Source organism: Pseudomonas sp. TH49 (assembly GCF_016650625.1).
Lineage (GTDB): Bacteria > Pseudomonadota > Gammaproteobacteria > Pseudomonadales > Pseudomonadaceae > Aquipseudomonas > Aquipseudomonas fluorescens_H.
In genome coordinates this window covers 1,004,824-1,028,267 of the sequence record NZ_JAEKFL010000001.1, presented here as the reverse complement: position 1 = coordinate 1,028,267, position 23,444 = coordinate 1,004,824, and the positions used below count along the sequence as shown (strand labels likewise).

Below are 23,444 nucleotides of genomic sequence, written 5' to 3'. Positions count from 1 at the left end.
CTCGGGAGTGTCAACGCAAAGGCCGGCCAGTTCCGCTAGAGGCTTGTCGGCGCTTTTACGCTATAATCCCGCCCTTTAGCTGTCTCTCGCCCGGTGCGAGGGCACATCAATTTTCAAGGCGCATCGCGCCTGAATGCAGACTAAAGAGGCTAGACCCTGTGGCATTGACGATTCTTGGCCTGTCCGGCGCCCTTAGCCATGACCCTTCAGCCGCCTTGTACATCGACGGCAAGCTGGTGGCGGCGGCTGAAGAAGAGCGCTTCGTCCGCGATAAGCATGCAAAGAACCGCATGCCCTACGAATCGGCGAAGTTCTGCCTGGAACAGGCCGGTATCAAGCCGTCCGACGTTGACGTGGTGGCAATTCCGTTCGCCCCGATCAGCCTGTTCGGCAAGGCCCGCTGGCACTACGCCAAGCGCTACTGGTACGCGCCGGATCGCGCCCTCGATGCGATCCTGATGGGCAACCGTCGCTACAAGCGCTATCGCAACAAGATCGTCTGGTGCCTGGAGCAGCTGGGTTTTGATCCGAAGAAGATCAAGATCGAGCCGGTCGAGCATCACCTGGCTCACGCTTCCAGCGCCTACCACTGCTCGGGTTTCAAAGAGAAAACCGCGATCCTCGGCATCGACGGCAAGGGCGAGTACGCCACGACCTTCTTCGGTTACGGCGAAAACGGCAAGATCCACAAGATCAAGGAATTCTTTGATCCGGACTCCCTCGGCGGCCTGTACGGCGCGATCACCGAGTTCCTCGGTTTCGAGATGCTCGACGGCGAGTTCAAGGTCATGGGCATGGCGCCGTACGGCGACGCCAGCAAATACGACTTCTCGCGCCTGGCCTCGTTCGAGAACGGCGAGCTGGTGATCAACACCGACTACGCTAACGTGATCGGCCTGCGTCGCTACAAGGAGAAGGGCAAGGGCTTCTACTTCTCGCCGAAGCTGATCGAGTGGCTGGGTCCGAAGCGCGAAGGCGACATCGCCGACGAGCCGTACATCCACTACGCCGCGAGCATGCAAGCGCTGTTCGAGAAACTGGCGTTGCAGATGATCGACTACTACCTGGGCGACGTGCTCAAGGAAACCGGCAAACTGGCTTTCGCTGGTGGCTGTGCGCTGAACGTCAAGCTGAACCAGAAAATCATCGCCCGCGATGACATCAAGGAACTGTTCGTGCAACCGGCGTCCGGCGATGCCGGCACCGCGGTGGGCGCAGCGGCCTATGTGTCTCACGCCCGAGGCGTGCCGGTCGAGAAGATGGAACACGTCTACCTCGGCCCGTCGTACAGCAACGAAGACGTGATCGCCGCGTGCGCCCGTCACGAGAACAAGCCGACCTGGCGCAAGCTCGACAACATGCCGGAGCAGATCGCCAAAATCATGGTCGATGGCAACCCGGTGGCCTGGTTCCAGGGCCGCATGGAGTTCGGCCCGCGTGCGCTCGGTGGTCGTTCGATCATCGGTTGCCCGAGCGTGGCCGGTGTGGCTGACCGCATCAACCACCAGATCAAGTTCCGCGAGCGCTGGAGGCCTTTCTGCCCGTCGATGCTCGACACCGTTGCGCCACAGATGATCAAGATCGATCACCCGGCGCCGTTCATGACCTTCACCTTCGAAGTGGCGGAAGAGTGGAAGACCCGCGTGCCGGAAGTCGTTCACGAAGACGGCACTTCCCGTGCCCAGGTGCTGAAGCGCGAATACAATCCGCGCTACTACGACATGATGAAGGCGCTGGAAAACCTCACCGGCAACGGCGTGTCGCTGAACACCTCGCTGAACCGTCGCGGTGAACCGATGATCTGCTCGCCGACCGACGCCCTGAACATGTTCTTCGGTTCGGATCTACAGTATCTGATCATGGAAGATATTCTGGTGGTCAAAGAGGGCGCAAACGCTTATGACACGCTCGGCTGAACGCCATGTGCTGCAGTTCTGTCACGGCTATGACGGGCCGTTCCTCGACTGCGCACGGCAGTACGCCAGCCTGTTCGCGGGCACCGGTTATCGGGTGACCACGGTCTTTCTGACCGGGGCCGCCGATAGCGAGGTGGCCGCCGCGTGTGCTTCCGATGAAGTGTTGTTCATGGAATACAGCTCCAAGGCCATTCGTGGCCTGAAGCTGGGCGCCATCGGCGATCTGCGCAAGATCGCCGCTTCACGCAATTTCAGTTTCTGCATCGCCCATCGCTTCAAGCCGATCTATATCGCCTTGCTCGGCACTTCGCTGCCGGTGATTGGCGTGCACCACGCGTTTGACGATTACAAACGCGGCACGCGCAAGCTGTTCGCGCACATTTTCCGCAAGCGCCTGAGCCTGCTCGGCGTGTCCGATGCGGTGCGCGACGACATGCGTCGTTGCCTGCCGAAATGGCCGTCCACTCGCATTCAGACCCTGTACAACCGCATCGATGTGCAAGCCTTGCAGGCCAGTCAGGTGTCGGCCCGCGAAGCGCGCGAAACCCTGGGTCTGGCGGCGGATGCGTTCATTGTCGGCAACGTCGGGCGGCTGCACCCGGACAAGGATCAGGCCACGCTGCTGCACGGTTTTGCCGCGGCGTTGCCCGGTCTGCCGGGCAACAGTCAACTGGTGATTCTCGGCAAGGGTCGTCTGGAACAGGACCTCAAGGAACTGGCCCGCGAGCTGGGTATCGGTGATCGCGTGCTGTTTCTCGGTCAGGTGCCGGACGCGCGCAATTACTTCCGTGCCTTCGATGTGTTTGCGCTGAGCTCCGATCACGAACCGTTCGGCATGGTGCTGCTGGAGGCCATGGCCGCCGGCGTACCGCTGCTCGCCACTGCGTGTGGCGGGGCGAAGGAAGTGGTCGAAGGTGTGGGCATTCTGTTCCCGCTGGGCGATGCCGAGCACCTTGCACAAGGCCTGCAACATTTGGCCGGTATGGATGATCAGCAGCGCCGGCAGTGTGCCGAGCTGATGCTCGATCGCCTGCGTGAGCGTTTCTCCGACCGTGCGGTGCGCGACACCTTCTGGCGTCTGCCGCAAGTTACCGATCTGGCACCGAGGGGCTGATGCTCAACCGATTTCAAGGCTGGCGCGAACGTGGCTGGTCGCCCGTTGACGCCTCCACCTATGCCACCGCCTGGCAGCGTTTTGGCGGCAGCGTAGCGACGCATCCTATGGTGGTCGAGCGTCTGGCCGATCTGGCCGGCATCCCGGTGCGCTATCTGGCCTGGGAGCAGGGCGGTGACGTCAAAGCGGCGATCCCGACCTGGGGCCGCGATCTGGCGCTGTCCAAAGACGTGCTCAAGCGTAACGGCAAGAAAGGCCTGTTCGACCTCGGCAATGCCGAGCTGATCCTGCCGGCCGCCGCCGATGCCCAGGCGCCGTTGCGCCATCGCGCACGCTATCTGTCGGCGCTCAACGAAAGCCGTTTCAGCGGCATGAAGTTGCAGACCGAGCAACTGGCCATGGCCCGCACCCCCGAAGAACTGTCGAAGAAGTTTCGCTACAACCAGCGCCGCGAACTGCGCCTGCTGGAAGAGGCGGGTGGTGTGGTGCGTCCGGTCGGCGAGTTCTCCAGCGCCGAACTGGCGGCGATCTACTGTGATCTGTTCCAGCGTCGCTGGGGCTTCCCGGCCACCGGCGCGGCGCGCATGGCCGAAGTCATCGAGTTGCTGCGCGAACTGCTGATTGGCTCGGTGATTTTCCTCAACGATGCACCGATCGCCATTCAACTGGTGTACCGCGTCGAAGCGCCGGAGTGGATCAGCGTCGAGTACATCAACGGCGGCGTTGACCCCGAGACCCGTGAATTCAGCCCCGGCAGCGTGTTGAGCTTTCTCAATACGCAAAGCGCCTGGGAGCATGCGCGGGCACTGGACAAGCCACTGCGGTTCTCCTTCGGTCGCGCCGACCGTGAATACAAGGATCGCTGGTGCAATCCTGTGCCGGTGTTCACCGTATGAGTCAGCCCATGAGCCGTAAACAGCAACTGCTCAAGCGTCATCGTCGCAATAAACGCATCACGCTGTTGATCGCGCTGATCGTGTTGATCGTGCTCGGGGTGCTGGTGGCGTGGTGGTTGCCGTTGGTGCTTGCAGTGGTTGGCTGGGTCGCCCATGAAGCGTGGTTTGCCGATCACCTGTTCTATTCGCCGAAAGACGATTACCAGTACAGCTTTCCGCCGTTCACACCGCAGCCGAAGGTGCATTTGAGCGGCGAGCAATTGCGTCTGGACGAGGGCGTGATGCTGGTCGACGACGCGACGTTGATCCTCGCGATAAAGGTCAAAAGCACTTGGCTGGGACGTTTTCTCGATCCACGCGTCGAACTCCTCGGCGGGACGAATCCTGATGCACAAACCTTCGAGCGCGGGGTCAATGGCCTGCGTTACCTGAACCTCAGCGGTCAGGCCCAAGCCTTGGCGCAAGGTCAGTTGCGCTTGCGCGGGCGCTTCTGCCGGGTCTATGGCGAGCCGGTGCTGTGGGCGCTGGAGCAACCGGATTACCGCCGTCAGCGGGTGATGGTGATTGCCCCGCACGCCGACGATGCCGAACTGGCGGCTTATGGCTTGTACAGCCAGGCCGACGAAGCCTGGATCGTCACCCTGACCGCTGGCGAGATCGAAGCCGAACACTATCAACAGATGGGCATGAGCAAGGTCGAGGCGGCACGGCTCAAGGGCCGGTTGCGCGCCTGGGACAGCCTCGCCGTACCGCGTTGGGCCGGGGTACCGCAGGAACATTGCGTGCAGCTCGGTTATTTCTGTCTGCAACTGGCAGCGATGCAGGCCGCACCGAATCAGGTGGTGGCTTCGCGCGAAGCGGACTTGAGCGACACGCGACTGTTTCGCCATTTGAATCCGTTCACCTTGCCCGGCGATGCCGATGGCGCGCCGACCTGGAACAACCTGCTGGCCGACCTGCGTGAATTGTTGCTGCGCGCACGTCCGGAGGTGATCGTGCTGCCGCATCCGACCCTCGATCCGCATCCCGATCACCTCTGCGCCCAGCAAGCGGTGTTGCAGGCGCTGCACGGTCTCGACTGGCAGCCGACGTTGCTCGGCTACGCCAACCATCTGCATGACAACGACCGTTGGCCGATGGGCAGCACCGGGCAGGGCATCGCTTTGCCGCCGGCCTTCGATTCGGCAGTGCCGATGCAACCGCTGTGCCTGCCGCTATCCATCGAGTTGCAACGCGACAAGGCCATGGCGCTGGGCATGATGCATGACTTGCAGCCGCCGGCACCGTTCAAGCGTCGCCTGCGCCGGGTGATCCAGCGCGTGTTGGCCGGTCGGGCCTCGTCGGTATACGGCGAAAACGAATTTTTTCGAAAAGCCGTCAGGCGCCAGGAGTTGTTCTGGCTACTGAAGCACGGTGAGACAGGCGTCCAGCGGGGAGAGTCATGAGTCAACGGTTCAAGGTGTTGCAGCTGCAACCCGACTACAACGTCAAAGCCCATGACTTTGCCGACCTTGCCGAGCAGATCGTCAAGGCATTGCCGAGCGAGCGCTATGAGATCACCGCCGCTTTCCTGCGCGGCAAACCGGGGCCGGGCGAGCCGGTGAGCCGCGCCGACCATTCGGTGTACTTCGAGTTTTCCGACAAGTCGCTCAAAGGCATGCGCCTGCGGGCGATGTGGCAGTTGTACAAGTTCTGTCGCCGGGAAAAGTTCGACGTGGTGATCTGCAATCGCTTCAAACCGGTGAACATGATGCTCGCGCTCAACCGCTGGTTGAAGGTGCCGCTGTGCATTGGCATCTCCCACGGTTTCGGCGAATACGATCGCTTCTACCGGCGTCGGCAGACCCAGCGCCTGATCGATCGGCACTGGCGCTTCGTCGGTGTGTCGCCGGCGGTCAAACAGTACCTGCTCGATTGCGACTGCGGCTTCACCGACCAGAACACTTACGCCATTACCAACGCGATTGATATCGAGCAGGCCGAGGGCTTGCAACACAGCCGCGAAAAAGCTCGCGAGTTGTTGGGCCTCGACCCGAATGTCCGATTGATCGGCGCATTGGGGCGGCTGGTGTCGGTCAAGGGGCACACCTATCTGTTGCAGGCCTTTGCCGCACTGAAGGACAAATACCCGAACACTCAACTGGCAATCATCGGTGCCGGACGCCTGCAAGCGCCGCTGGCGGCCGAGATCGAGCAACTGGGTCTGAGCGGTCGAGCACACCTGCTGGGCTTCAAGGAAAACGCGCTGCAATACGTGCGTGCGTTCGACATCTGGACCATGCCGTCGCTGGCTGAAGGTCTGGGCCTGGCGTTGCTTGAGGGCATGAGCGGGCACCTGCCGGTGATTGCCTCGAACGTGCCGGCGATGTTGCCGCTGATCGAAGGTGCCGGTGGTCTGGCGATCACGCCCAAGGACGTACCGAGTCTGGTCGCCGCGCTGGATAACTATCTCGCGCTGTCGGACGACGAACTCAAGGCCAAGGGCGAGCAGGCCTACCGCTATCTGCAGGAACAACACGACATCGAGGTGTTCCGTCAGGAATACCTGGACCTGATCGACTCTGGCCTCGAACAGGCCCGCAAGGAACAGCCGTGAGCGTAGAGAAAGCCTTGAGCGAAGAAAGAGCCATGAGCGAAGCCAACGCTCTCGTCACCGTGATCATCGCCTCGTACAACCATGGTCCGTACATCGAGGAAAGCATCCTCAGCGTCCTCAACCAGAGCTACAAGAACATCGAGTTGCTGGTGGTTGATGACGGCTCGAAGGATGACAGCGTCGAGCGGATCAACGCGTTGCAGGCGCAGTACGGCTTCGATTTTCGCGTGCAGCAGAATCAGGGCCTGACCAACACCCTCAACGGCGCCATCGCCCGTTCGAAGGGCAGCCTGATCGTGCCATTCGGCTCCGACGACATCATGTACCCGGAGCGTATCGCCACCCAGGTCGCGTACATGGATGGCAAACCCGAGGTCGGCATCTGCGCCGGCAACATCGAACTGATGCATGCCGATGGCAGCCTCTACCCGGAAAAACGCCAGCGCCGTGATGTGCCGTTCCGGCGCCTCGATTTCGATGACATGTTTCTTGAGCGCAAGCCGTATCCACCGGCACCGACCCTGATGATCCGCCGCGAAGCGCTGGACAAGGTGGGTGGGTTCGATCCGACGATTCGTCTTGAAGACCTGTACATCGAGCTGAAGGTGACCCGCGCCGGTTACTTCATCGACGGCCTGAACGTGGTGATGGCGCGCTACCGCAAGCACGCCACCAACTCGTACAAGAACCACCGCTTCATGATCGAGAACATCCTGCGCACGTACGCGTTGTTCAGTGATCATCCGCTGTACGACGAAGTGCGCTACAAGTCGCTGAACTCGATGTTCCTCAAGACCGCCAACCGCGACCGCAAGCTGGCGCGCGAGCTGCTGGCGCAGATTCCGTTCAAGGCGTGGAACAAGAAGACCTGGCGGGGGCTGGGGCGATTGCTGTTTTCACCCCTCGAAAAAGACTGAGCCGCTAGCCGTTCGTGTTCAGCGAGCGGCTTTCTCGGCCAGAGCCTTGTCACCCTTCTGACGCTGACGCAACCACTGCACAAGTTTCTTGCCGGCGGCCATCCCCGGCATTTCGATGTAGAGGAATGTGGTGCTGCTGATGAGAATCAGCAGGCAGGTGCAGACGGCGAGCAGCGGCAGATAGACCCAGGCTTCGCGGGCATCCACATGCAACATCAGCGGCAGGCGTTGCACCAACAGCCAAAGCACGAAGCCGTGCAGTAGATAGGTGCTGTAGCTGATTTCACCCAGCCAGCGGATGCTGCGTGGTTTCAGTGCACCGAACAGATTATTGCCGGACGCCACGATCACGAAGAACAGTGACAGCAAGAACAACGGGGCGGTCTTGAACGCACGGCTGAACGCGGTGAAGGCGATCACCAGCGCCAGCAGGGCGATGACGCTCGCCAAACGGGTGCGGCTCCAGGCCACCAGCTGTGGTCGGCGCACCCAATACGCTGCCGCAATGCCGCCAAGGAAGCTCGCCAGAAAGTGCTTCTTCAGCGAGTGCTCCCAACCGACCACCTGATAAAGCGCGTAAATGCCGATCAGGCACAGCAGCACTTGCAGCCAGCTGCCACGATAGATGAAGACCAGTGCCGCCAGCGGCAACGCCAGGTAGAAGAACACTTCGTAGGCCAGCGTCCACGTGACATTGGATATCAGCATGCCGGAGTGCGGATACTGGTTGATATTCGGTCGGTCGAAGGTCAGCCATCCCAGAGTCTGCTGGAGCAGTTCGGTGACGGGTTCCTTGAGTTGCCAGTTCTGCAGATAAAACACCGTGACGAATACGATCAGCATCAGTGGCAGGTACAGCGGGTACAAGCGGAACACCCGCGAGATCGCGAACGCCTGCCAGTCGTGCTGTCGCCCCTGAGCCAGCAGGCGGCTCCAGAACAGGAACCCGGTGATCATGAAAAACAGCGCGACGCTGCCCTGACCCAGCATCGAGTAGAAGTTGCTCGGCGGAAAGTCGAACACCCCGGTGCGCAGGAAAATCCAGGTAATGATCGAGTGGTGCACGAATACACCAAACGCCAGATAGCCACGCAGTCCATCGATACTCGCGTAGCGGCTTTCGCCCGAGTGCTGCAGGTGGCGGCTGATCTTCGGAACGGCGCGCAGCAACAGTGCGGCCGATACGATGGCCAGCAGATAGGCGGCCAGCGCAATGAGTGGATTGGTTACGTTCATCAGTGAACCCGGGCCGGAGCATCAGCGTTGCCGGCAAGCACTTGCCTGTGCAGATTATCAACAGCGGATTTGGACGCCATCGTGGCGTACCCCTGAAGCAGCGCATCGAAGTGGTCTTCGAACAGCCAGCGCTTGTCGACGGTGTAGCGCTGCATGTGGCGCAAATTGCGCTGACGCAGTGAAACACTGAGCGGCGTAGGGTAGACCCGCAGATCGGCCAGATCAATCAGGCCGAATTCTCCGTCCTCCAGCACCAGCACATTGCCCAGGTGCAGAGAACGAAAGTACACGCCCTTCTCGTGCAGTTGCGCCATGAACTTGCCAAAGCGCTCCACCAGGGCCTGACGCACCGCTGGCGCGGTGATGCTCTGCAGCACCTGGCGCAGGGTGTGTCCTGGCAATGGCGCGTAATGCACGGCGCTGCTGCCGTCGTCGAGGCGATACAGATTGAGTACCTGCGGAGTGGGGATGCCCATCTGACGCAACTGTTCGCTGTTGACGGCAAAGCGTTCGGAGTACGGATTGAAGCTGCCGGAGGTGTACCAGCGGCGGCGACGGAACAGCTTGAGAAAGCTGCCATCGCTCAGGCGCAGGACTTTAGGGCCCAGGCCGTCCTCCTCGATCACCAGAGCGTCGACGCTCAGGCGCTGGAGGTCAGTCATCGACATTTTTTGCACGGGCATCGTCAGCAGGCGCCGTGCGCGCTGATTGATGCTCAGGGCAGCGATCAGTGCCAGCGGGATCCACAGCAGGAACCAGTGCTCCTTCGGTCGCGAGATGATCCCGCCGCCTTCCGTCAGCCCGGCACCGATGCCGAATATCAACAGGGTCGACGCTACGATCAGCAGCGGTTGTACCCGCTGACGCCAACTGCTCGCCAGTCCCCAGAGGAGGAAGAACAACCAGGGCAGCAAGCCGAAAATGCCGACGTAATAAAGAACACCCAGGACGAAACTGTGTGGCTCTTGAAAGTTGATGCCGATGCCAGGGTCGACACTGAAGTCAGCGCTGTAGCTATGGCCGATCCATGGATGTTCGGCAATCATGTGCAGAACCTTCTGCCAGATTTCCAGCCGGTACGAATCGCCACGTTCCATGATCATTTTCGAGAACAGACTGACCACTGCCACGCCGCTGAGTGCCAGAGCAATCAGCAGGCCCAGCGAGCGCCGGTTCCAGCAGATGAAGCACAGCCACAGAGCCGCCATGGTCAGTGCCACCAGCGGAGTCCTTGAGCCGGTGCCGATGACCGCCATGAACATGATCGCCATCGCTGGCACGCTGAGCCACATCATCCGGCGGCGTTTGCAGGTCATGGTCACGCTCAGCCAGTAAGCGCTGAAAAAACCGAACAGGTGTGAACTGAGCAGCGGATTGTCGAACGCGCCACCGCCAATCAGGCGCATGCCCGGTTCATAGCTGCGGGCGAACTTGAACAGAAAGCCAGTCGTGGCGATCAGGGCCACCAGGGCCGCGGCAAACATCAGCGGCGCGAGTATATCGCCACGGTAACGCACCAGCAGGTAACACCCGGCGAACAGTAAAAAGGTATGCAGCGGTGGTTTGAGCATGCCACCGACCGGCTCGTTGTGTGGTCCCCAGCAAAGGCTCAACAAGGCCCAGGCTATGAACAACAGAAGCGCAACAATGATGGGTTCTTGCAGCAACTCCTTGAGTTCGCGCGGACGCAGGCACAGTGCTATTAATGTCGGGATGCTGAACAACCCGTAGAAAAGCTTGTGATGCAGACTTCGTCCCGGCAGGAAAAACAGCGCGCACAAGAGCAGAAAGTAACCGGCGGGAAGTATCCACAGGCTAATGAAATCGAAAACTCGATTGGACGTAGTGCTGAAGCCGCGAAGTTGCATGCTGTGAGATTCAATCCTGAAGTTGATCGACCATTCGAGTGATGGCTATTTGATGCTGAAAAAGATGACTAACAATAGCAGCCTTTCGCCGATTGCCAGAACCCTTGAGAAGCTGTGCTAAAGTCAGCGTCCTTTTTATCGACTTTCGCGTGATATGACCGACTCCAGTCCCGCCGCAAGCCCTTCGAGCTTGAAAATCTACTTCCGCCTGCTCGGCTACGTCCGGCCGTACATCAGTCTGTTTCTGATCAGCATCGTCGGTTTTCTGATTTTCGCTTCGACCCAGCCGATGCTCGGCTACATCCTCAAGTATTTCGTTGACGGTCTGTCCAATCCTGAAGCGGTACTGTTTCCAAGCGTGCCTTACCTGCGTGACCTGCAACTGCTGCAGGCCGTGCCGCTGCTGATCATTCTGATCGCGGCGTGGCAGGGTCTGGGATCTTATCTGGGCAACTATTTTCTGGCCAAGGTTTCTCTTGGCTTGGTTCACGATCTGCGCGTGCAGTTGTTCAACAATCTGCTGGTGCTGCCGAACCGCTATTTCGACAAGCATAACTCCGGCCACCTGATTTCGCGCATTACCTTCAACGTGACCATGGTCACGGGGGCGGCAACAGATGCGATCAAGGTCGTAATCCGTGAAGGCATGACGGTGATCTTCCTGTTTGCCTCGCTGCTGTTCATGAACTGGAAACTGACCCTGGTGATGGTGGCGATCCTGCCGCTGATCGCCCTGATGGTGCGCACTGCGAGCAAGAAATTCCGCAAGCAGAGCAAGAAAATCCAGCTGGCGATGGGTGACGTCACGCACGTGGCCTCGGAAACCATCCAGGGTTATCGTGTGGTCCGCAGCTTCGGCGGCGAAGTCTACGAGGAAAAACGCTTCCTCAAGGCCAGCCAGAGCAACACCGACAAGCAATTGCGCATGACCCGCACCGGCGCCATCTACACGCCGATGCTGCAACTGGTGATCTACACCGCGATGGCCGTGTTGATGTTCCTCGTGCTGTATCTGCGCGGCGATGCTTCGGCCGGTGACATGGTTGCCTACATTACCCTCGCGGGCCTGTTGCCCAAGCCGATTCGTCAATTGTCCGAAGTCAGCTCGACCATCCAGAAAGGCGTGGCCGGTGCCGAGAGCATCTTCGAGCAACTGGATGTCGAGCCGGAAGTCGATACCGGTACTGTCGAGCGCGACTCGGTCACCGGTCGCCTGGATGTGCGCAATCTGAGCTTCACCTATCCTGGCACCGAACGTCAGGTGCTCGACGACATCAGCTTCTCGGTCCAGCCAGGGCAGATGGTGGCGCTGGTCGGTCGTTCGGGCAGCGGCAAGTCGACGCTGGCCAACCTGATTCCGCGCTTCTATCACCACGACAAGGGCGAAATCCTGATCGATGGTGTGGAAATCGAGCAGTACAAGTTGCTCAATCTGCGGCGGCATATCGCTCAGGTGACCCAGCACGTGACCCTGTTCAGCGACACCGTGGCCAACAACATTGCCTATGGCGATCTGGCCGGTGCGCCGCGTGAGGACATCGAGAAGGCTGCGCGTGATGCCTACGCGATGGACTTCATCTCGCAGTTGCCTGAAGGCCTCGACACCCAGGTCGGCGAGAACGGCGTGCTGCTCTCCGGCGGTCAGCGTCAACGTCTGGCGATTGCCCGTGCGCTGCTCAAGAACGCACCGGTGCTGATTCTCGACGAGGCCACCTCGGCGCTCGACACTGAATCCGAACGGCACATTCAGGCTGCGCTGGATCAGGTCATGAAGGGGCGCACCACACTGGTGATTGCCCACCGTCTGTCGACCATCGAGAAGGCCGACCTGATTCTGGTCATGGATCAGGGCCGCATCGTCGAGCGCGGCACCCATGAACAGTTGCTGGCGCAAAACGGCTACTACGCGCGCCTCAACGCCATGGGCCTCGATGCCCCGGCCGAAGACATCGCCTGATTCCTGGCCTTGCCCTGAGGGGGCGGATTCGCTCCCTCAGTCATATGTATCCAGAACTTTACTCTTCTTGACCAAACCGGAATAAATCCGGGCACCGCGCTTGTTAAGGTTCCTCAACGAACTTTGACTTCCATCGAGGGGGCTATCCCCGTCGCGCGGGTACTTTCATGCTCCAACGCTTTTTGTGGAAACTGCTGCCCAAGTCGCAACGGTCCTTTCTGCTCGCGCGTTTGTCGGTGGTCGATCGGCAAGTGGTAAACAAGTCGATGTCGGCCAACCTGACTTTTCCAAAGGCTTTCGAGCAACGTTCCTGCCTGTTTATCCATGTCCCCAAATGTGCTGGCAGCAGTGTCTGCGAAGCCATGTTCGATGGCTGGCGGCCAGGACACCTGCCGTTGTATTGGTACGAAGAGCAATTCCCCGAGCAGTTTGCCGCTGCGTTCAAATTCGCGTTTGTTCGAGATCCGCTGGAGCGCGCCTATTCGGCCTACGCTTTTTTGCGCGGGAACGAGTTGGGCAGGCGTGATCAGCAGGCACAGCAACTGGTCAGGCAGTACCGGGATTTCGATGATTTTGTTGCACGCTGGCTACATCCCGAAACAATCACCCGCCAATTGCACTTCGCCGCACAGACGGACTTCCTGACTGATTCGCTGGGCCGTCTGGCACTGGATTTCGTCGGTTATCAGGAGCACCTGGAGCGGGACTTTCAACTGGTCTGCGAGCGATTGGGGATTGGCGGGCAACTGTCCCGCGTCAACTGTTCCCGGCAGCGTCAGTCGACGCCTGCCCGGGACTTCTGTTCTCTACGGACCCGGCGACTGGTTCGACGGGCTTATCAGCGTGACTATGAGTTGCTCGGTTATGAATGAAGCATTGCATGCATCGCTGTCGGCTTCGGCCATCAGTCCCTATGGCCTGGCGCTCTCCAACCAGGCTCGCGCCATGCTCAAGGGCCAAAGGCCCCTTTGCCTGTGGCTGACCGGTTTGTCCGGTGCGGGAAAATCGACGCTGGCCAATGCGCTGGAGTTGTCCTTGCACCCGCTCGGGCTGCATACCTTTTTGCTTGACGGCGATAACGTGCGCAACGGCTTGTGTCGGGATCTGGGGATGGGTGATGCGTGCCGTCGGGAAAATATCCGCCGCATGGCAGAAGTGGCGCGCTTGATGGTCGACGCCGGGTTGGTTGTGATCGTGGCGGCGATCTCGCCGTTTCGCGCGGAGCGAGAAGCGGCACGCGCACTGTTCGCCGAGGGGGACTTTATCGAGGTGCATGTCAGTACTTCGTTCGACGTCTGTGCCCGTCGCGACCCGAAGGGTCTGTACCGGGCCGCGCGCGAAGGGCGAATCTCGAACTTCACGGGGATCGACAGCCCTTACGAAGCCCCTGATGCCGCCGAGTGTCGAATCGACACCGAAGATATCGAGTTATCCGCCGCCTGCCGGCAATTGGCTGCTCTTGTGGTCAAAAAACAAGCAAATTAAATAGCTGTTTCATCCTGTTGCAGGCTGCACACAAGCCTGCGCCAACCCTGTGTTAATATCGCGCCCCTGTTCATTTTGTATGTGGGTTGCTCCATGAAGTTGTCCATGCCGCGATTCGATCAAGCCCCAGTCTTGGTGGTCGGCGATGTCATGCTCGACCGTTACTGGCATGGTGGAACCTCACGGATTTCCCCTGAGGCACCGGTTCCGGTTGTAAAAGTCGAGCAAATCGAAGACCGCCCTGGCGGTGCTGCCAACGTTGCCTTGAACATTGCCGCGCTGGGCGCGCCGGCGTCACTGGTCGGTGTGACCGGTGATGACGAAGCCGCCGACAGCCTGAGCAACAGTCTCAAGGGCGCGGGCGTGCGTGCCCTGTTCCAGCGCATTGCGCATCAGCCGACCATCGTCAAGCTGCGGGTCATGAGCCGGCACCAGCAATTGCTGCGTATCGACTTCGAAGAACCGTTTGCCACCGATGCGCTGGCCTTGGCCTCGCAGGTCGATGATCTGCTCGAAGGCATCAAGGTGCTGGTGCTGTCGGACTACGGCAAAGGCGCGCTGAAGAATCATCAAGCCTTGATTCAGGCGGCCCGTGCCAAAGGCATTCCGGTGCTGGCCGATCCCAAGGGCAAGGATTTTTCGATCTACCGTGGCGCCAGTCTGATCACGCCGAACCTGAGCGAATTCGAAGCCATCGTCGGCGGTTGCGCCGATGAGCACGAACTGGTGAGCAAGGGCGCGACCCTGATGCACGATCTCGAGCTCGGCGCGCTGCTGGTCACCCGTGGTGAACACGGCATGACCCTGCTGCGTCCGGAGCATCCGGCGCTGCACTTGCCGGCCCGCGCCCGTGAAGTGTTCGACGTGACCGGTGCTGGGGACACAGTGATTTCGACCCTGGCGGCGGCGATTGCTGCCGGTGAAGAACTGCCGCACGCGGTGGCGCTGGCCAACCTGGCGGCCGGCATCGTGGTCGGCAAGCTCGGTACTGCAGCGATCAGCGCCCCGGAACTGCGCCGCGCGATTCAGCGTGAAGAAGGTTCGGAGCGTGGTGTTCTGGGGCTGGAGCAACTGGTGCTGGCAGTGGCCGATGCCCGTGCGCATAACGAGCGCATCGTCTTCACCAACGGCTGCTTCGACATTCTGCATGCCGGTCACGTGACCTACCTCGAACAGGCGCGCGCTCAGGGCGACCGTCTGATCGTGGCGATCAACGATGACGCCTCGGTCAGCCGTCTGAAAGGGCCGGGACGCCCGATCAACAGTGTCGACCGGCGCATGGCGGTACTCGCCGGCCTCGGTGCGGTGGACTGGGTGATCAGCTTCCCGGAAGGCACCCCGGAAAACCTGTTGCGCGAGGTCAAGCCGGATGTGCTGGTCAAGGGCGGTGATTACGGTATCGACCAGGTGGTCGGCGCCGATATCGTCAAGGCTTACGGCGGTACGGTGAAAGTGCTGGGTCTGGTGGAAAACAGCTCGACCACAGCGATCGTGGAAAAAATCCGCGGTAACTGATTCAAGCTAAAAAGATCGCCGCCTGCGACAGCTGCTACATTGGAATGCGTTTCCCTGTAGGAGCTGCCGCAGGCGGCGATCTTTTGCTTTTCAGGAACTGACTTTCTTGCGCGGTACGATCTTCTTCAGCAATTGCCTGGCCTTGCCGCGCAACCGCGCCAGTCCCGTGGGTTTCTCCGGCGGTGTCAGGCCTTGTTGGCGTAACCAGTCCTTCCAGCGAATCCGCTCGTCTCGCACCAACCAGCCATCCTGTCTGGCGAAGCTTTCGGCCAGATACAGACCGCGTGTACCTGCCGGAGACAGCTGACCTTTCTTCAAGGTATACAGCTCGGCCAGCGGTTCGCCGTCCTGCAACGGCATCAGGTACAGATCGGGGCGCTTGCGGTCCAGTCGTGCGACAAGCTGATCGCCTTCCAGTCGCTCATCGACGTGAAACAGGCTCAAGGATTTGACTTCCTTGGGCACCTCCAGGCGCAAGTCATAGATCAGTTGCAGCGATGCGGTCGGCAGATGCACGTAGGCCCGTGGCCGTTCGAGCAATTGCAGATTGGCGCAGCGCACCGGCCGCGCGGAACCGGATTGCGGCGTCAGGCGAAACGGCAGGGCCTCGCGGTAATGCAGGGCGGACGAGTAGGGTGCGGGTAACCAGGTGTCGTTGAAGCGTCCGCCGAGCCAGCCTTCCGGGGTTTCCAGCAGACACTCTTCGGCGATTTCCTGAATCGCCGTGTGCAACGGGATATTCAGTTCTTGAGCAGGCACGTAACCGGAAATCAGCTTGAGCACCACATCGCCACGATCCTGCCGACGCTGGCGCACCAGCACCCAGTAATCGCGATTCTGCCAATGCAGGGTCAGGCGCACCGAGACCCCGAGGTTGGCCAGCTCCACCGCGAAGCGCTCGGCATCCGCCACGCTCACCGGTTTGCGCCGTTGCAGGGTCTGGGCGAAATTCAGCGGCATGCCGACGCTCTGATACGTCAGGCCTTCGGGCGTGGCCTCGACGAACAGCGGCAGTGTCTTGAAGTTGCTCGGGTTCTTTCTGATGAGCGTGCGCGGCATGTCGGCTCCTGCTTAAGGCCGCGGGGCGGCGTCAGTGACCACGAAGGACCTGGGCAACGGTCGCAACGTTATGGGCGAGGTGCAGCGGATTGATCGTGCCGACAATAGCACTGGCAACGCCGGGCTGTTGGAACAACAACTCGAAGCTGGCGCGCACCGGATCCACGCCCGGACTCAGGCACACATGGCCGCTGGCCAGGGCTTTTTTCACCAGAATGGCTTTGCCGTGGGCAGCAGCATAGTCAATGACTGCCTTCTCGTTCTGTTCGTTCAGATTGTAGGTGACCATCGCGCAGTCCCCTTGCTCCAGCGCCTTGAGTCCGCCCTCGACCGTTTTGCCGGAGAAGCCGAAGCCGCGAATCTTGCCCTCGGCCTTGAGTGCGGCGAGGGTGGCGTAGACCTCTTCGTGCTCAAGGATGGCCATGTCGTTGCCGTCGGAGTGCACCAGCACCAGGTCGATAAAATCGGTTTCAAGACGTTGCAGGCTGCGCTCGACCGACATCCGCGTGTGTGCGGCGCTGAAGTCATGGCGCGACAGGCCGTCGGCAAACTCTTCGCCGACCTTGCTGACGATCACCCAGTCCTGCCGCTGGCCGCGCAACAGCGGGCCGAGGCGTTCTTCGCTGCGCCCGTAGGCCGGCGCGGTGTCGATCAGGTTGATCCCCAGCCCTTTGGCCTGATTGAGCAGCATGCGTGCCGCGTCATCGTCGGGGATCTGGAAGCCGTTGGGGTATTTCACCCCTTGGTCGCGGCCAAGCTTGACCGTGCCCAGGCCCAGCGGTGAAACCATCAGACCGGTGCTGCCCAGTGGGCGATGCAGTTGGTGCAGGGTAGGGACGCTCATGGCAACAATTGCTCCCAGGCCGGTACGCCCATCGGTGGTTTTGGCAATGCCGGCAACGGCTCGGTCGGTTGCGGCTGGATGCCGTCGCGTTCCAGAGAGGCGATGACCCGGTCGGCGAAGTCTGGCGCCAGTGCCAGTTTGGTCGGCCAGCCCACCAGCAGGCGACCCTGCTCGGCGAGGAAGGCGTTGTCCGGACGGCTCAAGCCAGTTTGCAGCGGCTCGGCGCGATCCACGCGCAAGGTCGCCCATTGCACCTGGCTCAGGTCGATCCATGGCAGCAACTGGCCGAGTTCTTTCTGCGCGGTGGCGATTTGCTCGGCCGGCTCGCGGGCCACGCCATCGCTTTCGGCAATGTCGCCGCCCAGATACCAGACCCAGTTGCCATCAGCGGCCGGGTGAGTGGTGACGGTGATGCGCGGCTTGGTGCCACCGCCCAGACAATGGGCGTACAACGGCTTCAGGCTCGGGCCCTTGGCGATGATCATGTGCAGCGGCCGACGTTGCATCGCCGGTTGGGTCAGGCCCAGGTCTTCCAGCAATCGGGCGGTACCGGCACCGGCACTGAGGACGATGCGCTGGGCGCGAATCTCGCGGCCGTCGACCTTCAGGCCGACCAGTAAACCCGCTTCCAGCAGCGGCTCGATGGTTTGTCCGGCGAGCAGACCGTCACCGGCCAGATCGGCCAGGCGCTGGATCAGGCTTGGCACGTCGACCACCAACTCGGCGAGGCGGTAGACCTTGCCCTTGAAGCGTTTGTCTTGCAACGCCGGCGGCAGTTGCTCGCCCTTGACCTGATCGACCCGGCCACGCACGGCTTTGCTCGCGAAGAAACTGGTGAGATTGCCGGCGAGGGTGCCGGGCGACCACAGGTAATGCGCTTCGGACAGCAGGCGCACGCCGGACAGATCCAGCTCGCCGTTGCCGGCCAGCGCTTCACGCCAGCGGCGCGGCATGTCGGCGATGGCTTCCGAGGCACCGGTCAGCGCACCGTGCAACGCATACTTGGCGCCGCCGTGGATGATGCCCTGGGACTTCACACTCTGTCCGCCGCCGAGGCTGGCGCTTTCCACCAGCACGGTCGAAAAACCCTGGCGGCGCAGACGCGCATTCAGCCAGAGGCCGGCGACACCAGCGCCGACAATCAGAACGTCGGTGGAAATAACGGATGGCATGCAGCGACCTCAGTGTTCAAGACGAGGGCGCAGTATACAGACTCGGGAAAGAGGGGGATTTGTCGATGATCAACAGGGCAGATGCAAAACCAGATGTGGGAGCGGGCTTGCTCGCGAATACGGTATGTCAGTTAACAGAAATGTTGTCTGATAAACCGCATTCGCGAGCAAGCCCGCTCCCACAGGAATTTGCGTTACTTCAAATTAATGACCGGCAGTTTTCGAGAACAGCTGGATGACCACCACACCGAGCACGATCAACGCCATTCCGAGCATCGCCGGCACATCCAGCTTCTGCCCATAAATGAACAGCGCCGCGACGCTGACCATCACGATGCCCATACCGGCCCACACGGCGTAGGCAACACCCACTGGCACAGTGCGCACCACCAGAGTCAGCATCCAGAAAGCGATCCCGTAGCCGACGATGACCAGAATCAGCGGCAGCGGGGTGCTCAAGCCTTTGACCGCTTTCATCGAAACGGTGGCGATCACTTCGGCGCAGATGGCGATAGCCAGGAAGGCGTAGGCGTTCATGTGTAGATCCTCATGTAAAACGTTGCTTGCTGAGGCGGCATTCTAGTCGCTCGCCAGATGGGGTAAAGTCATTACCTATCTGTTTTAAAGATGGGCTGCAGCATGAATACCCAGTGGAATCTCGATCAACTGCGCGCCTTCGTCAGCGTCGCCGAGCAACGCTCGTTCTCCGCCGTGGCGCGCCAGCAGCGCAAGGCGCAGTCGGCGATCAGCAGCGCCATCGCCATGTTGGAGGACGATTTGGGTGTCAGCCTGTTCGAGCGTAGCAGTGGTCGCCAGCCCCGGCTCACCGAAGCGGGGGAAGCACTGCTCGAAGAGGCGCGCGAAGTGTTGCGCCAATGCGCGCGTCTGAACGGTCGGGCGATGGCAATGATGCGCGGCCAGGAAGCGCAGTTGCGCGTGGCTCAGGATGAAGCGATGCCCTATCAGGCACTGGTGGAAAGCTTCGATGCGCTGGCCGAGCAATTTCCCAGTCTCGAAGTGCAACTGACCAGCGCCGCCCAGGGTGAAGTCGCACGCAAACTGGTCGAGCGTCGCGCCGATCTGGGCCTGCTGTTCTATCACGATGAAATCCCCGAAGCGCTGGAACGACGGGTATTGGGCCGGGTGGAAATGGTCACCGTCTGCGGGATCAACCATCCGCTGGCGACGCAGTCCTACGTCACCTGCCAGCAACTGGCGCAGCATCGGCAATTGCTGATGTCGACGCAAACCAGCGTCTACCCCGGCAACGAACCGGCCAGCCCGCAAGTGTGGCGCGCCGACAGTTTCTACGTGATGGCCGAATGGCTGGTGCGCGATCTCGGTTGGGCGTGGCTGCCCCGGCATGTGGTGCAGTACTCGGCCTATCAGGGTTTGATGGTTGAACTGGACAGCGAATGGACCCCGCCGGCCTTGGTGGTGGAACTGGTCTGGCGCCGGGATGAACCCCTGGGGCCTGCGGCGCGCTGGCTGGCCGAACGTTTTGCCGTGCACTTGCGGGCGATTGGCGACAAAAGTCGATAAACTCCGCCGCCATGAATAGAACTCTCTACACCGCGCTGTTTTACCTGGGGCTGCCATTGGTGGCGATTCGGCTGTGGCTGCGCTCGCGCAAGGCCCCGGCGTATGCCAAACGAATTGGCGAGCGCTTCTCCTACGGGATGCCACCACTGCAACCCGGCGGGATCTGGGTGCACGCGGTGTCGGTGGGCGAAAGCATCGCCGCTGCGCCGATGATTCGCGCCTTGCTGCAACGTTATCCGCAGCTGCCGATCACCGTGACCTGCATGACCCCGACCGGATCGGAACGGATTCAGGCACTGTTCGCCAACGAGCCGCGCATCCAGCATTGCTATCTGCCCTATGACTTGCCGTGCGCAGCGGCGCGTTTTCTTGATCACGCCAAACCGAAACTCGCGGTGATCATGGAAACCGAACTGTGGCCCAACCACATCCATCAGTGCGCCAAACGCGGGATTCCAGTGGCATTGGCCAACGGGCGATTGTCCGAGCGCTCGGCCAAAGGTTATGGCCGCTTCAGCAAACTGACCGCGCCGATGCTCGCTGAAATGAGTTTTTTTGCGGTGCAGACCGAGGCCGAAGCCCAGCGCTTCCGGGATCTGGGCGCGCGCCCGCAGACGGTTGAAGTCACCGGTTCGATCAAGTTCGATCTGACCATCGACCCGCAACTGCTGCAACGTGCCGCTGAGCTGCGCGGACAGTGGCAAGCGCTGGAGCGCCCGGTATGGATCGCCGCCAGCACCCACGAAGGCGAAGACGAGGTCGTGCTCGACGCCCATCGTCGGCTGCTGGCGAACTACCCGAATGCGCTGCTGATTCTGGTGCCGCGCCATCCCGAGCGTTTCAACTCGGTGTTCGAGCTGTGCCAGCGTGAAGGCTTTGCCACGGTGCGCCGTTCGAGTGGTGCCAATGTCGAGGCGAACACTTCAGTGCTGCTCGGCGACACCATGGGCGAGTTGCTGTTTCTCTACGCGTTGGCTGACAGCGCTTTCGTTGGCGGCAGCCTGGTGCCGAACGGTGGGCACAATCTGCTGGAGCCGGCGGCACTGGCCAAACCGGTGATCAGTGGCCCGCACCTGTTCAACTTCCTCGACATCGCCGCGCAATTGCGCGAAGCCGGGGCGTTGGCCGAAGTGGATGACGCCGAAGGGCTGGCGGTGGCAGTGCAGCGCCTGTTCGAATTACCCCGCGATGCGCAACGCATGGCCGAGGCCGGGCTGGCGGTGATGCGGCGTAATCAGGGGGCGTTGCAGCGGTTGCTGGATGGGCTGGGCAGGTTGATCGAATAGTCGCTTGGAACATTTATTGTGGCGAGGGGATTCATCCCCGATCGGCTGCGCAGCAGTCGTTAACCCTGCTTGCCATATCTGACTGAATCGCTGCGGTGAATGGTTTTGGGGCTGCTACGCACCCCATCGGGGATAAATCCCCTCGCCACAGGGGATTTTCCAGATTGTTTACGGGCGCGCCTTGAGCTGTGCTTCCGCTGCCTTGGCCAGATCCGGCGGGAGGAAGTCCTTGTCCGGGTTGTAGTCGGGCTTCAGATAGCGCGCCAGGTCCTGCAAGTCACCCGGATTCAACGTTCCCGCTGCCTGCTTCAAACGCAGGTTGTCGAGGATGTAGTCGTAGCGGGTGTTGTTGTAGTTGCGCACCGAGGTGTACAGCTGACGCTGCGCATCGAGCACGTCGACGATGTTGCGCGTACCCACCTGATAACCGATTTCCGTGGCTTCCACCGCACTCTGGTTGGAGATGATCGACTGGCGGCGCGCCTGCACCTGCTCGACATCGGTGTTCACCGCGCGATGCAGGTTGCGGGTGTTTTCCACCACTTGCCGGCGCAGGGATTCGCGCTGTTGCTCACTCTGATCCAGCTGCGCATAGGACTGGCGCACTTGCGAGCTGGTCAGCCCGCCGCTGTAGATCGGAATGTTCAGTTGCAGGGCCAGGGTGCTTTGCTCGACGTTGCCACCGTACGGAGTACCGAAGGCGTTCGGGTTGGCGAAGCCGAGGGCGTCGTTGTCACCCTTTTCATATTTGGCCACGGCATCGAGGGTCGGCAGGTGACCGGCCTTGCGCTGTTTGAGGGTCTGTTCGGCGGAGCTGACCGCAAAGTTGCTCGCCAGCAGATTGAGGTTCTGTTTGCCTGCGGTGTCGACCCAGGCCTTGGCGTCGTTTGGCGTCGGTGGCAGGATCGGCAGCGTGTGAACGATGCCCTGAATCGAGTTGTACTGGCGGTTGGTCAGAGTGATCAGCGCTTCGAACGCATCATCCACCTGACGCTGCGCAACGATGCGGTTGGCGCGCGCGGTGTCGTAGCTGGCTTGCGATTGCAGCACGTCGGTCTTGTCTGACAGGCCGACGTCGAAGCGTTCGTTGGACTGGTCAAGCTGACGCTTGAACGCGGCTTCTTCAGCCTTGGTCGAAGCCAGGTTGTCCTGACTGCGCAGCACGTTGAAGTAGCTTTCCGCCGATTGCAGGATCAGGTTCTGCTCGGTGGCCGAGAGTTGCAGGGCGGCCTGTTCGTTGACGTCCTTGGCGGCCTGGTACTGGAACCAGCGATCAGCGCGGAACAATGGCTGGGCCAGGGTCGCCTGATAGGAATGCGCGCTGCGATTGGCAATGGCCGAAGGCTGGTCGATCGAGGTGCGCACGTCCGCCACTTCGGCGCCACCAGACAAGTTGGGCAGCAAGCCGGCGCGGGCCTGCGGCACCACTTCTTTCTGTGCACCGTACTGGGCGCGGGCGGCGGCCAGATCGGCGTTGTTGTCGACCGCTTCCTGATAGACGCTGACCAGATCGGTCTTGGTCGACAAGGGCGCTTCTGCTGCCCAGGCCATTGCGTTGGACGCACAAGACACGGCAAGAGCCAGTGAAAGTTTGCGCAGCATGAGGCGATCCCTAGCAAAAAATATTATGAAAATAATGTGCGCGCCAAGGCTACGGCGCGGCCCCGGCAGCGTCAAGGCGCGCAAGGCACAGCGAGTGTAGTTGTGCAAACGTGCGGCAACAATCCTGCAAGTCCCGCTAATTACGCCATTCATCAAGGTGTTTGCTGCGGTGTTGGCGTTCTTTGCCGGTTGTGTCTAGACTGGCCGGGTTCTTGTCGGGGTGCCTTGCTATGAGGCTGAGATCGAATAATTTCGGATCCCGTTGAACCTGATCAGGTTAGCGCCTGCGTAGGGAACAAGATTTCTCGTCACCCGGCGAGTCCTCTTGTGCTTCGTCCGGGAAATTGTTCGACAATCGAACGCTCGACGACGATGCACAGCACCAGTCCTGGTGCGTCCGTGCCTTTCAGGTTCTGCTCCGACAATCCACTGCTGGATG

The 23,444-nt window shown here is 60.9% G+C and carries 19 protein-coding genes and 1 riboswitch; of the genes, 12 read left to right on the top strand and 7 right to left on the bottom strand.

Features of this window, described 5'->3' with window-relative positions; translation table 11 throughout:
- The first annotated feature begins 158 nt into the window (after positions 1–158).
- From JFU48_RS04735 to JFU48_RS04710, 6 genes are read left to right on the top strand one after another with little or no spacing between them, the layout of a single operon-like run.
- Positions 159–1,916 (top strand): carbamoyltransferase family protein, encoded by a 1,758-nt coding sequence (locus JFU48_RS04735; RefSeq protein ID WP_003221021.1) that lies wholly within the window; start codon positions 159–161, stop codon positions 1,914–1,916.
- Positions 1,900–3,030, top strand: coding sequence for a glycosyltransferase (locus JFU48_RS04730; RefSeq protein WP_201135963.1), 1,131 nt, complete (start codon positions 1,900–1,902; stop codon positions 3,028–3,030). The genes JFU48_RS04735 and JFU48_RS04730 overlap by 17 nt, the downstream gene beginning before the upstream one ends.
- Positions 3,030–3,926, top strand: coding sequence for an antimicrobial resistance protein Mig-14 (locus tag JFU48_RS04725; protein WP_201135962.1), 897 nt, complete (start codon positions 3,030–3,032; stop codon positions 3,924–3,926). Before JFU48_RS04730 ends, JFU48_RS04725 begins: the two co-directional genes overlap by 1 nt.
- An 8-nt stretch (positions 3,927–3,934) precedes the next feature.
- On the top strand, positions 3,935–5,371 hold the full coding sequence (locus tag JFU48_RS04720; protein ID WP_201135961.1) for a PIG-L deacetylase family protein: 1,437 nt from the start codon (positions 3,935–3,937) through the stop codon (positions 5,369–5,371).
- Entirely contained in the window at positions 5,368–6,522 is a 1,155-nt protein-coding gene (locus JFU48_RS04715; RefSeq protein WP_139053520.1) for a glycosyltransferase family 4 protein, read from the top strand. The genes JFU48_RS04720 and JFU48_RS04715 overlap by 4 nt, the downstream gene beginning before the upstream one ends.
- Before the next feature lie 32 nt (positions 6,523–6,554).
- Positions 6,555–7,439 carry a glycosyltransferase gene (locus JFU48_RS04710; RefSeq protein WP_201137056.1) on the top strand — a complete coding sequence of 295 codons (885 nt, stop codon included), beginning with the start codon at positions 6,555–6,557 and terminating at the stop codon, positions 7,437–7,439.
- A gap of 18 nt (positions 7,440–7,457) precedes the next feature.
- Here the strand turns inward: JFU48_RS04710 and JFU48_RS04705 are convergent, their stop codons facing one another.
- Positions 7,458–8,675, bottom strand: a complete 1,218-nt coding sequence (locus JFU48_RS04705; RefSeq protein ID WP_003221033.1) for an acyltransferase family protein — start codon at positions 8,673–8,675, stop codon at positions 7,458–7,460.
- Positions 8,675–10,543, bottom strand: a complete 1,869-nt coding sequence (locus tag JFU48_RS04700) for a bifunctional O-antigen ligase/aminoglycoside phosphotransferase family protein (RefSeq protein WP_201135960.1) — start codon at positions 10,541–10,543, stop codon at positions 8,675–8,677. Before JFU48_RS04700 ends, JFU48_RS04705 begins: the two co-directional genes overlap by 1 nt.
- Before the next feature lie 154 nt (positions 10,544–10,697).
- Here JFU48_RS04700 and msbA point away from each other — a divergent pair, with 154 nt between their 5' ends.
- The 4 genes from msbA (at position 10,698) to hldE (ending at position 15,500) form a co-directional block, all read left to right on the top strand.
- Positions 10,698–12,500, top strand: a complete 1,803-nt coding sequence (gene msbA, locus JFU48_RS04695) for a lipid A export permease/ATP-binding protein MsbA (RefSeq protein ID WP_201135959.1) — start codon at positions 10,698–10,700, stop codon at positions 12,498–12,500.
- A gap of 167 nt (positions 12,501–12,667) precedes the next feature.
- Complete coding sequence (locus JFU48_RS04690; RefSeq protein ID WP_201135958.1) at positions 12,668–13,372, top strand: sulfotransferase family 2 domain-containing protein; 705 nt, start codon at positions 12,668–12,670, stop codon at positions 13,370–13,372.
- Entirely contained in the window at positions 13,365–13,985 is a 621-nt protein-coding gene (gene cysC, locus JFU48_RS04685; protein ID WP_003221040.1) for an adenylyl-sulfate kinase, read from the top strand. The genes JFU48_RS04690 and cysC overlap by 8 nt, the downstream gene beginning before the upstream one ends.
- Before the next feature lie 93 nt (positions 13,986–14,078).
- Positions 14,079–15,500: a bifunctional D-glycero-beta-D-manno-heptose-7-phosphate kinase/D-glycero-beta-D-manno-heptose 1-phosphate adenylyltransferase HldE gene (gene hldE / locus JFU48_RS04680; protein ID WP_003221042.1), complete on the top strand. Its 1,422-nt coding sequence runs from the start codon at positions 14,079–14,081 to the stop codon at positions 15,498–15,500.
- A gap of 90 nt (positions 15,501–15,590) precedes the next feature.
- Here hldE and JFU48_RS04675 read toward each other — a convergent pair whose 3' ends face one another.
- The 4 genes from JFU48_RS04675 to JFU48_RS04660 all read right to left on the bottom strand — a co-directional run bounded on the left by JFU48_RS04675 (position 15,591) and on the right by JFU48_RS04660 (position 19,112).
- Positions 15,591–16,559: a hypothetical protein gene (locus JFU48_RS04675; RefSeq protein WP_003221044.1), complete on the bottom strand. Its 969-nt coding sequence runs from the start codon at positions 16,557–16,559 to the stop codon at positions 15,591–15,593.
- A gap of 31 nt (positions 16,560–16,590) precedes the next feature.
- Positions 16,591–17,403: an aldo/keto reductase gene (locus tag JFU48_RS04670; protein ID WP_003221046.1), complete on the bottom strand. Its 813-nt coding sequence runs from the start codon at positions 17,401–17,403 to the stop codon at positions 16,591–16,593.
- On the bottom strand, positions 17,400–18,575 hold the full coding sequence (locus tag JFU48_RS04665) for an NAD(P)/FAD-dependent oxidoreductase (RefSeq protein WP_201135957.1): 1,176 nt from the start codon (positions 18,573–18,575) through the stop codon (positions 17,400–17,402). Before JFU48_RS04665 ends, JFU48_RS04670 begins: the two co-directional genes overlap by 4 nt.
- 204 nt (positions 18,576–18,779) lie before the next feature.
- Positions 18,780–19,112 (bottom strand): DMT family transporter, encoded by a 333-nt coding sequence (locus JFU48_RS04660; RefSeq protein ID WP_003221050.1) that lies wholly within the window; start codon positions 19,110–19,112, stop codon positions 18,780–18,782.
- Positions 19,113–19,214: 102 nt separating this feature from the next.
- On the opposite strand from JFU48_RS04660, the gene JFU48_RS04655 reads away from it, so the two are divergent.
- Both JFU48_RS04655 and waaA read left to right on the top strand, forming a co-directional pair.
- Complete coding sequence (locus tag JFU48_RS04655) at positions 19,215–20,117, top strand: LysR family transcriptional regulator (RefSeq protein ID WP_045122268.1); 903 nt, start codon at positions 19,215–19,217, stop codon at positions 20,115–20,117.
- 11 nt (positions 20,118–20,128) lie between these two features.
- Positions 20,129–21,403: a lipid IV(A) 3-deoxy-D-manno-octulosonic acid transferase gene (waaA, locus tag JFU48_RS04650; RefSeq protein ID WP_201135956.1), complete on the top strand. Its 1,275-nt coding sequence runs from the start codon at positions 20,129–20,131 to the stop codon at positions 21,401–21,403.
- A 168-nt stretch (positions 21,404–21,571) separates the two neighbouring features.
- Here the strand turns inward: waaA and JFU48_RS04645 are convergent, their stop codons facing one another.
- Positions 21,572–23,005, bottom strand: coding sequence for a TolC family outer membrane protein (locus JFU48_RS04645; RefSeq protein ID WP_003221054.1), 1,434 nt, complete (start codon positions 23,003–23,005; stop codon positions 21,572–21,574).
- A gap of 206 nt (positions 23,006–23,211) precedes the next feature.
- A riboswitch (TPP riboswitch) is annotated at positions 23,212–23,317 on the top strand.
- The last annotated feature ends 127 nt before the right edge of the window (positions 23,318–23,444 follow it).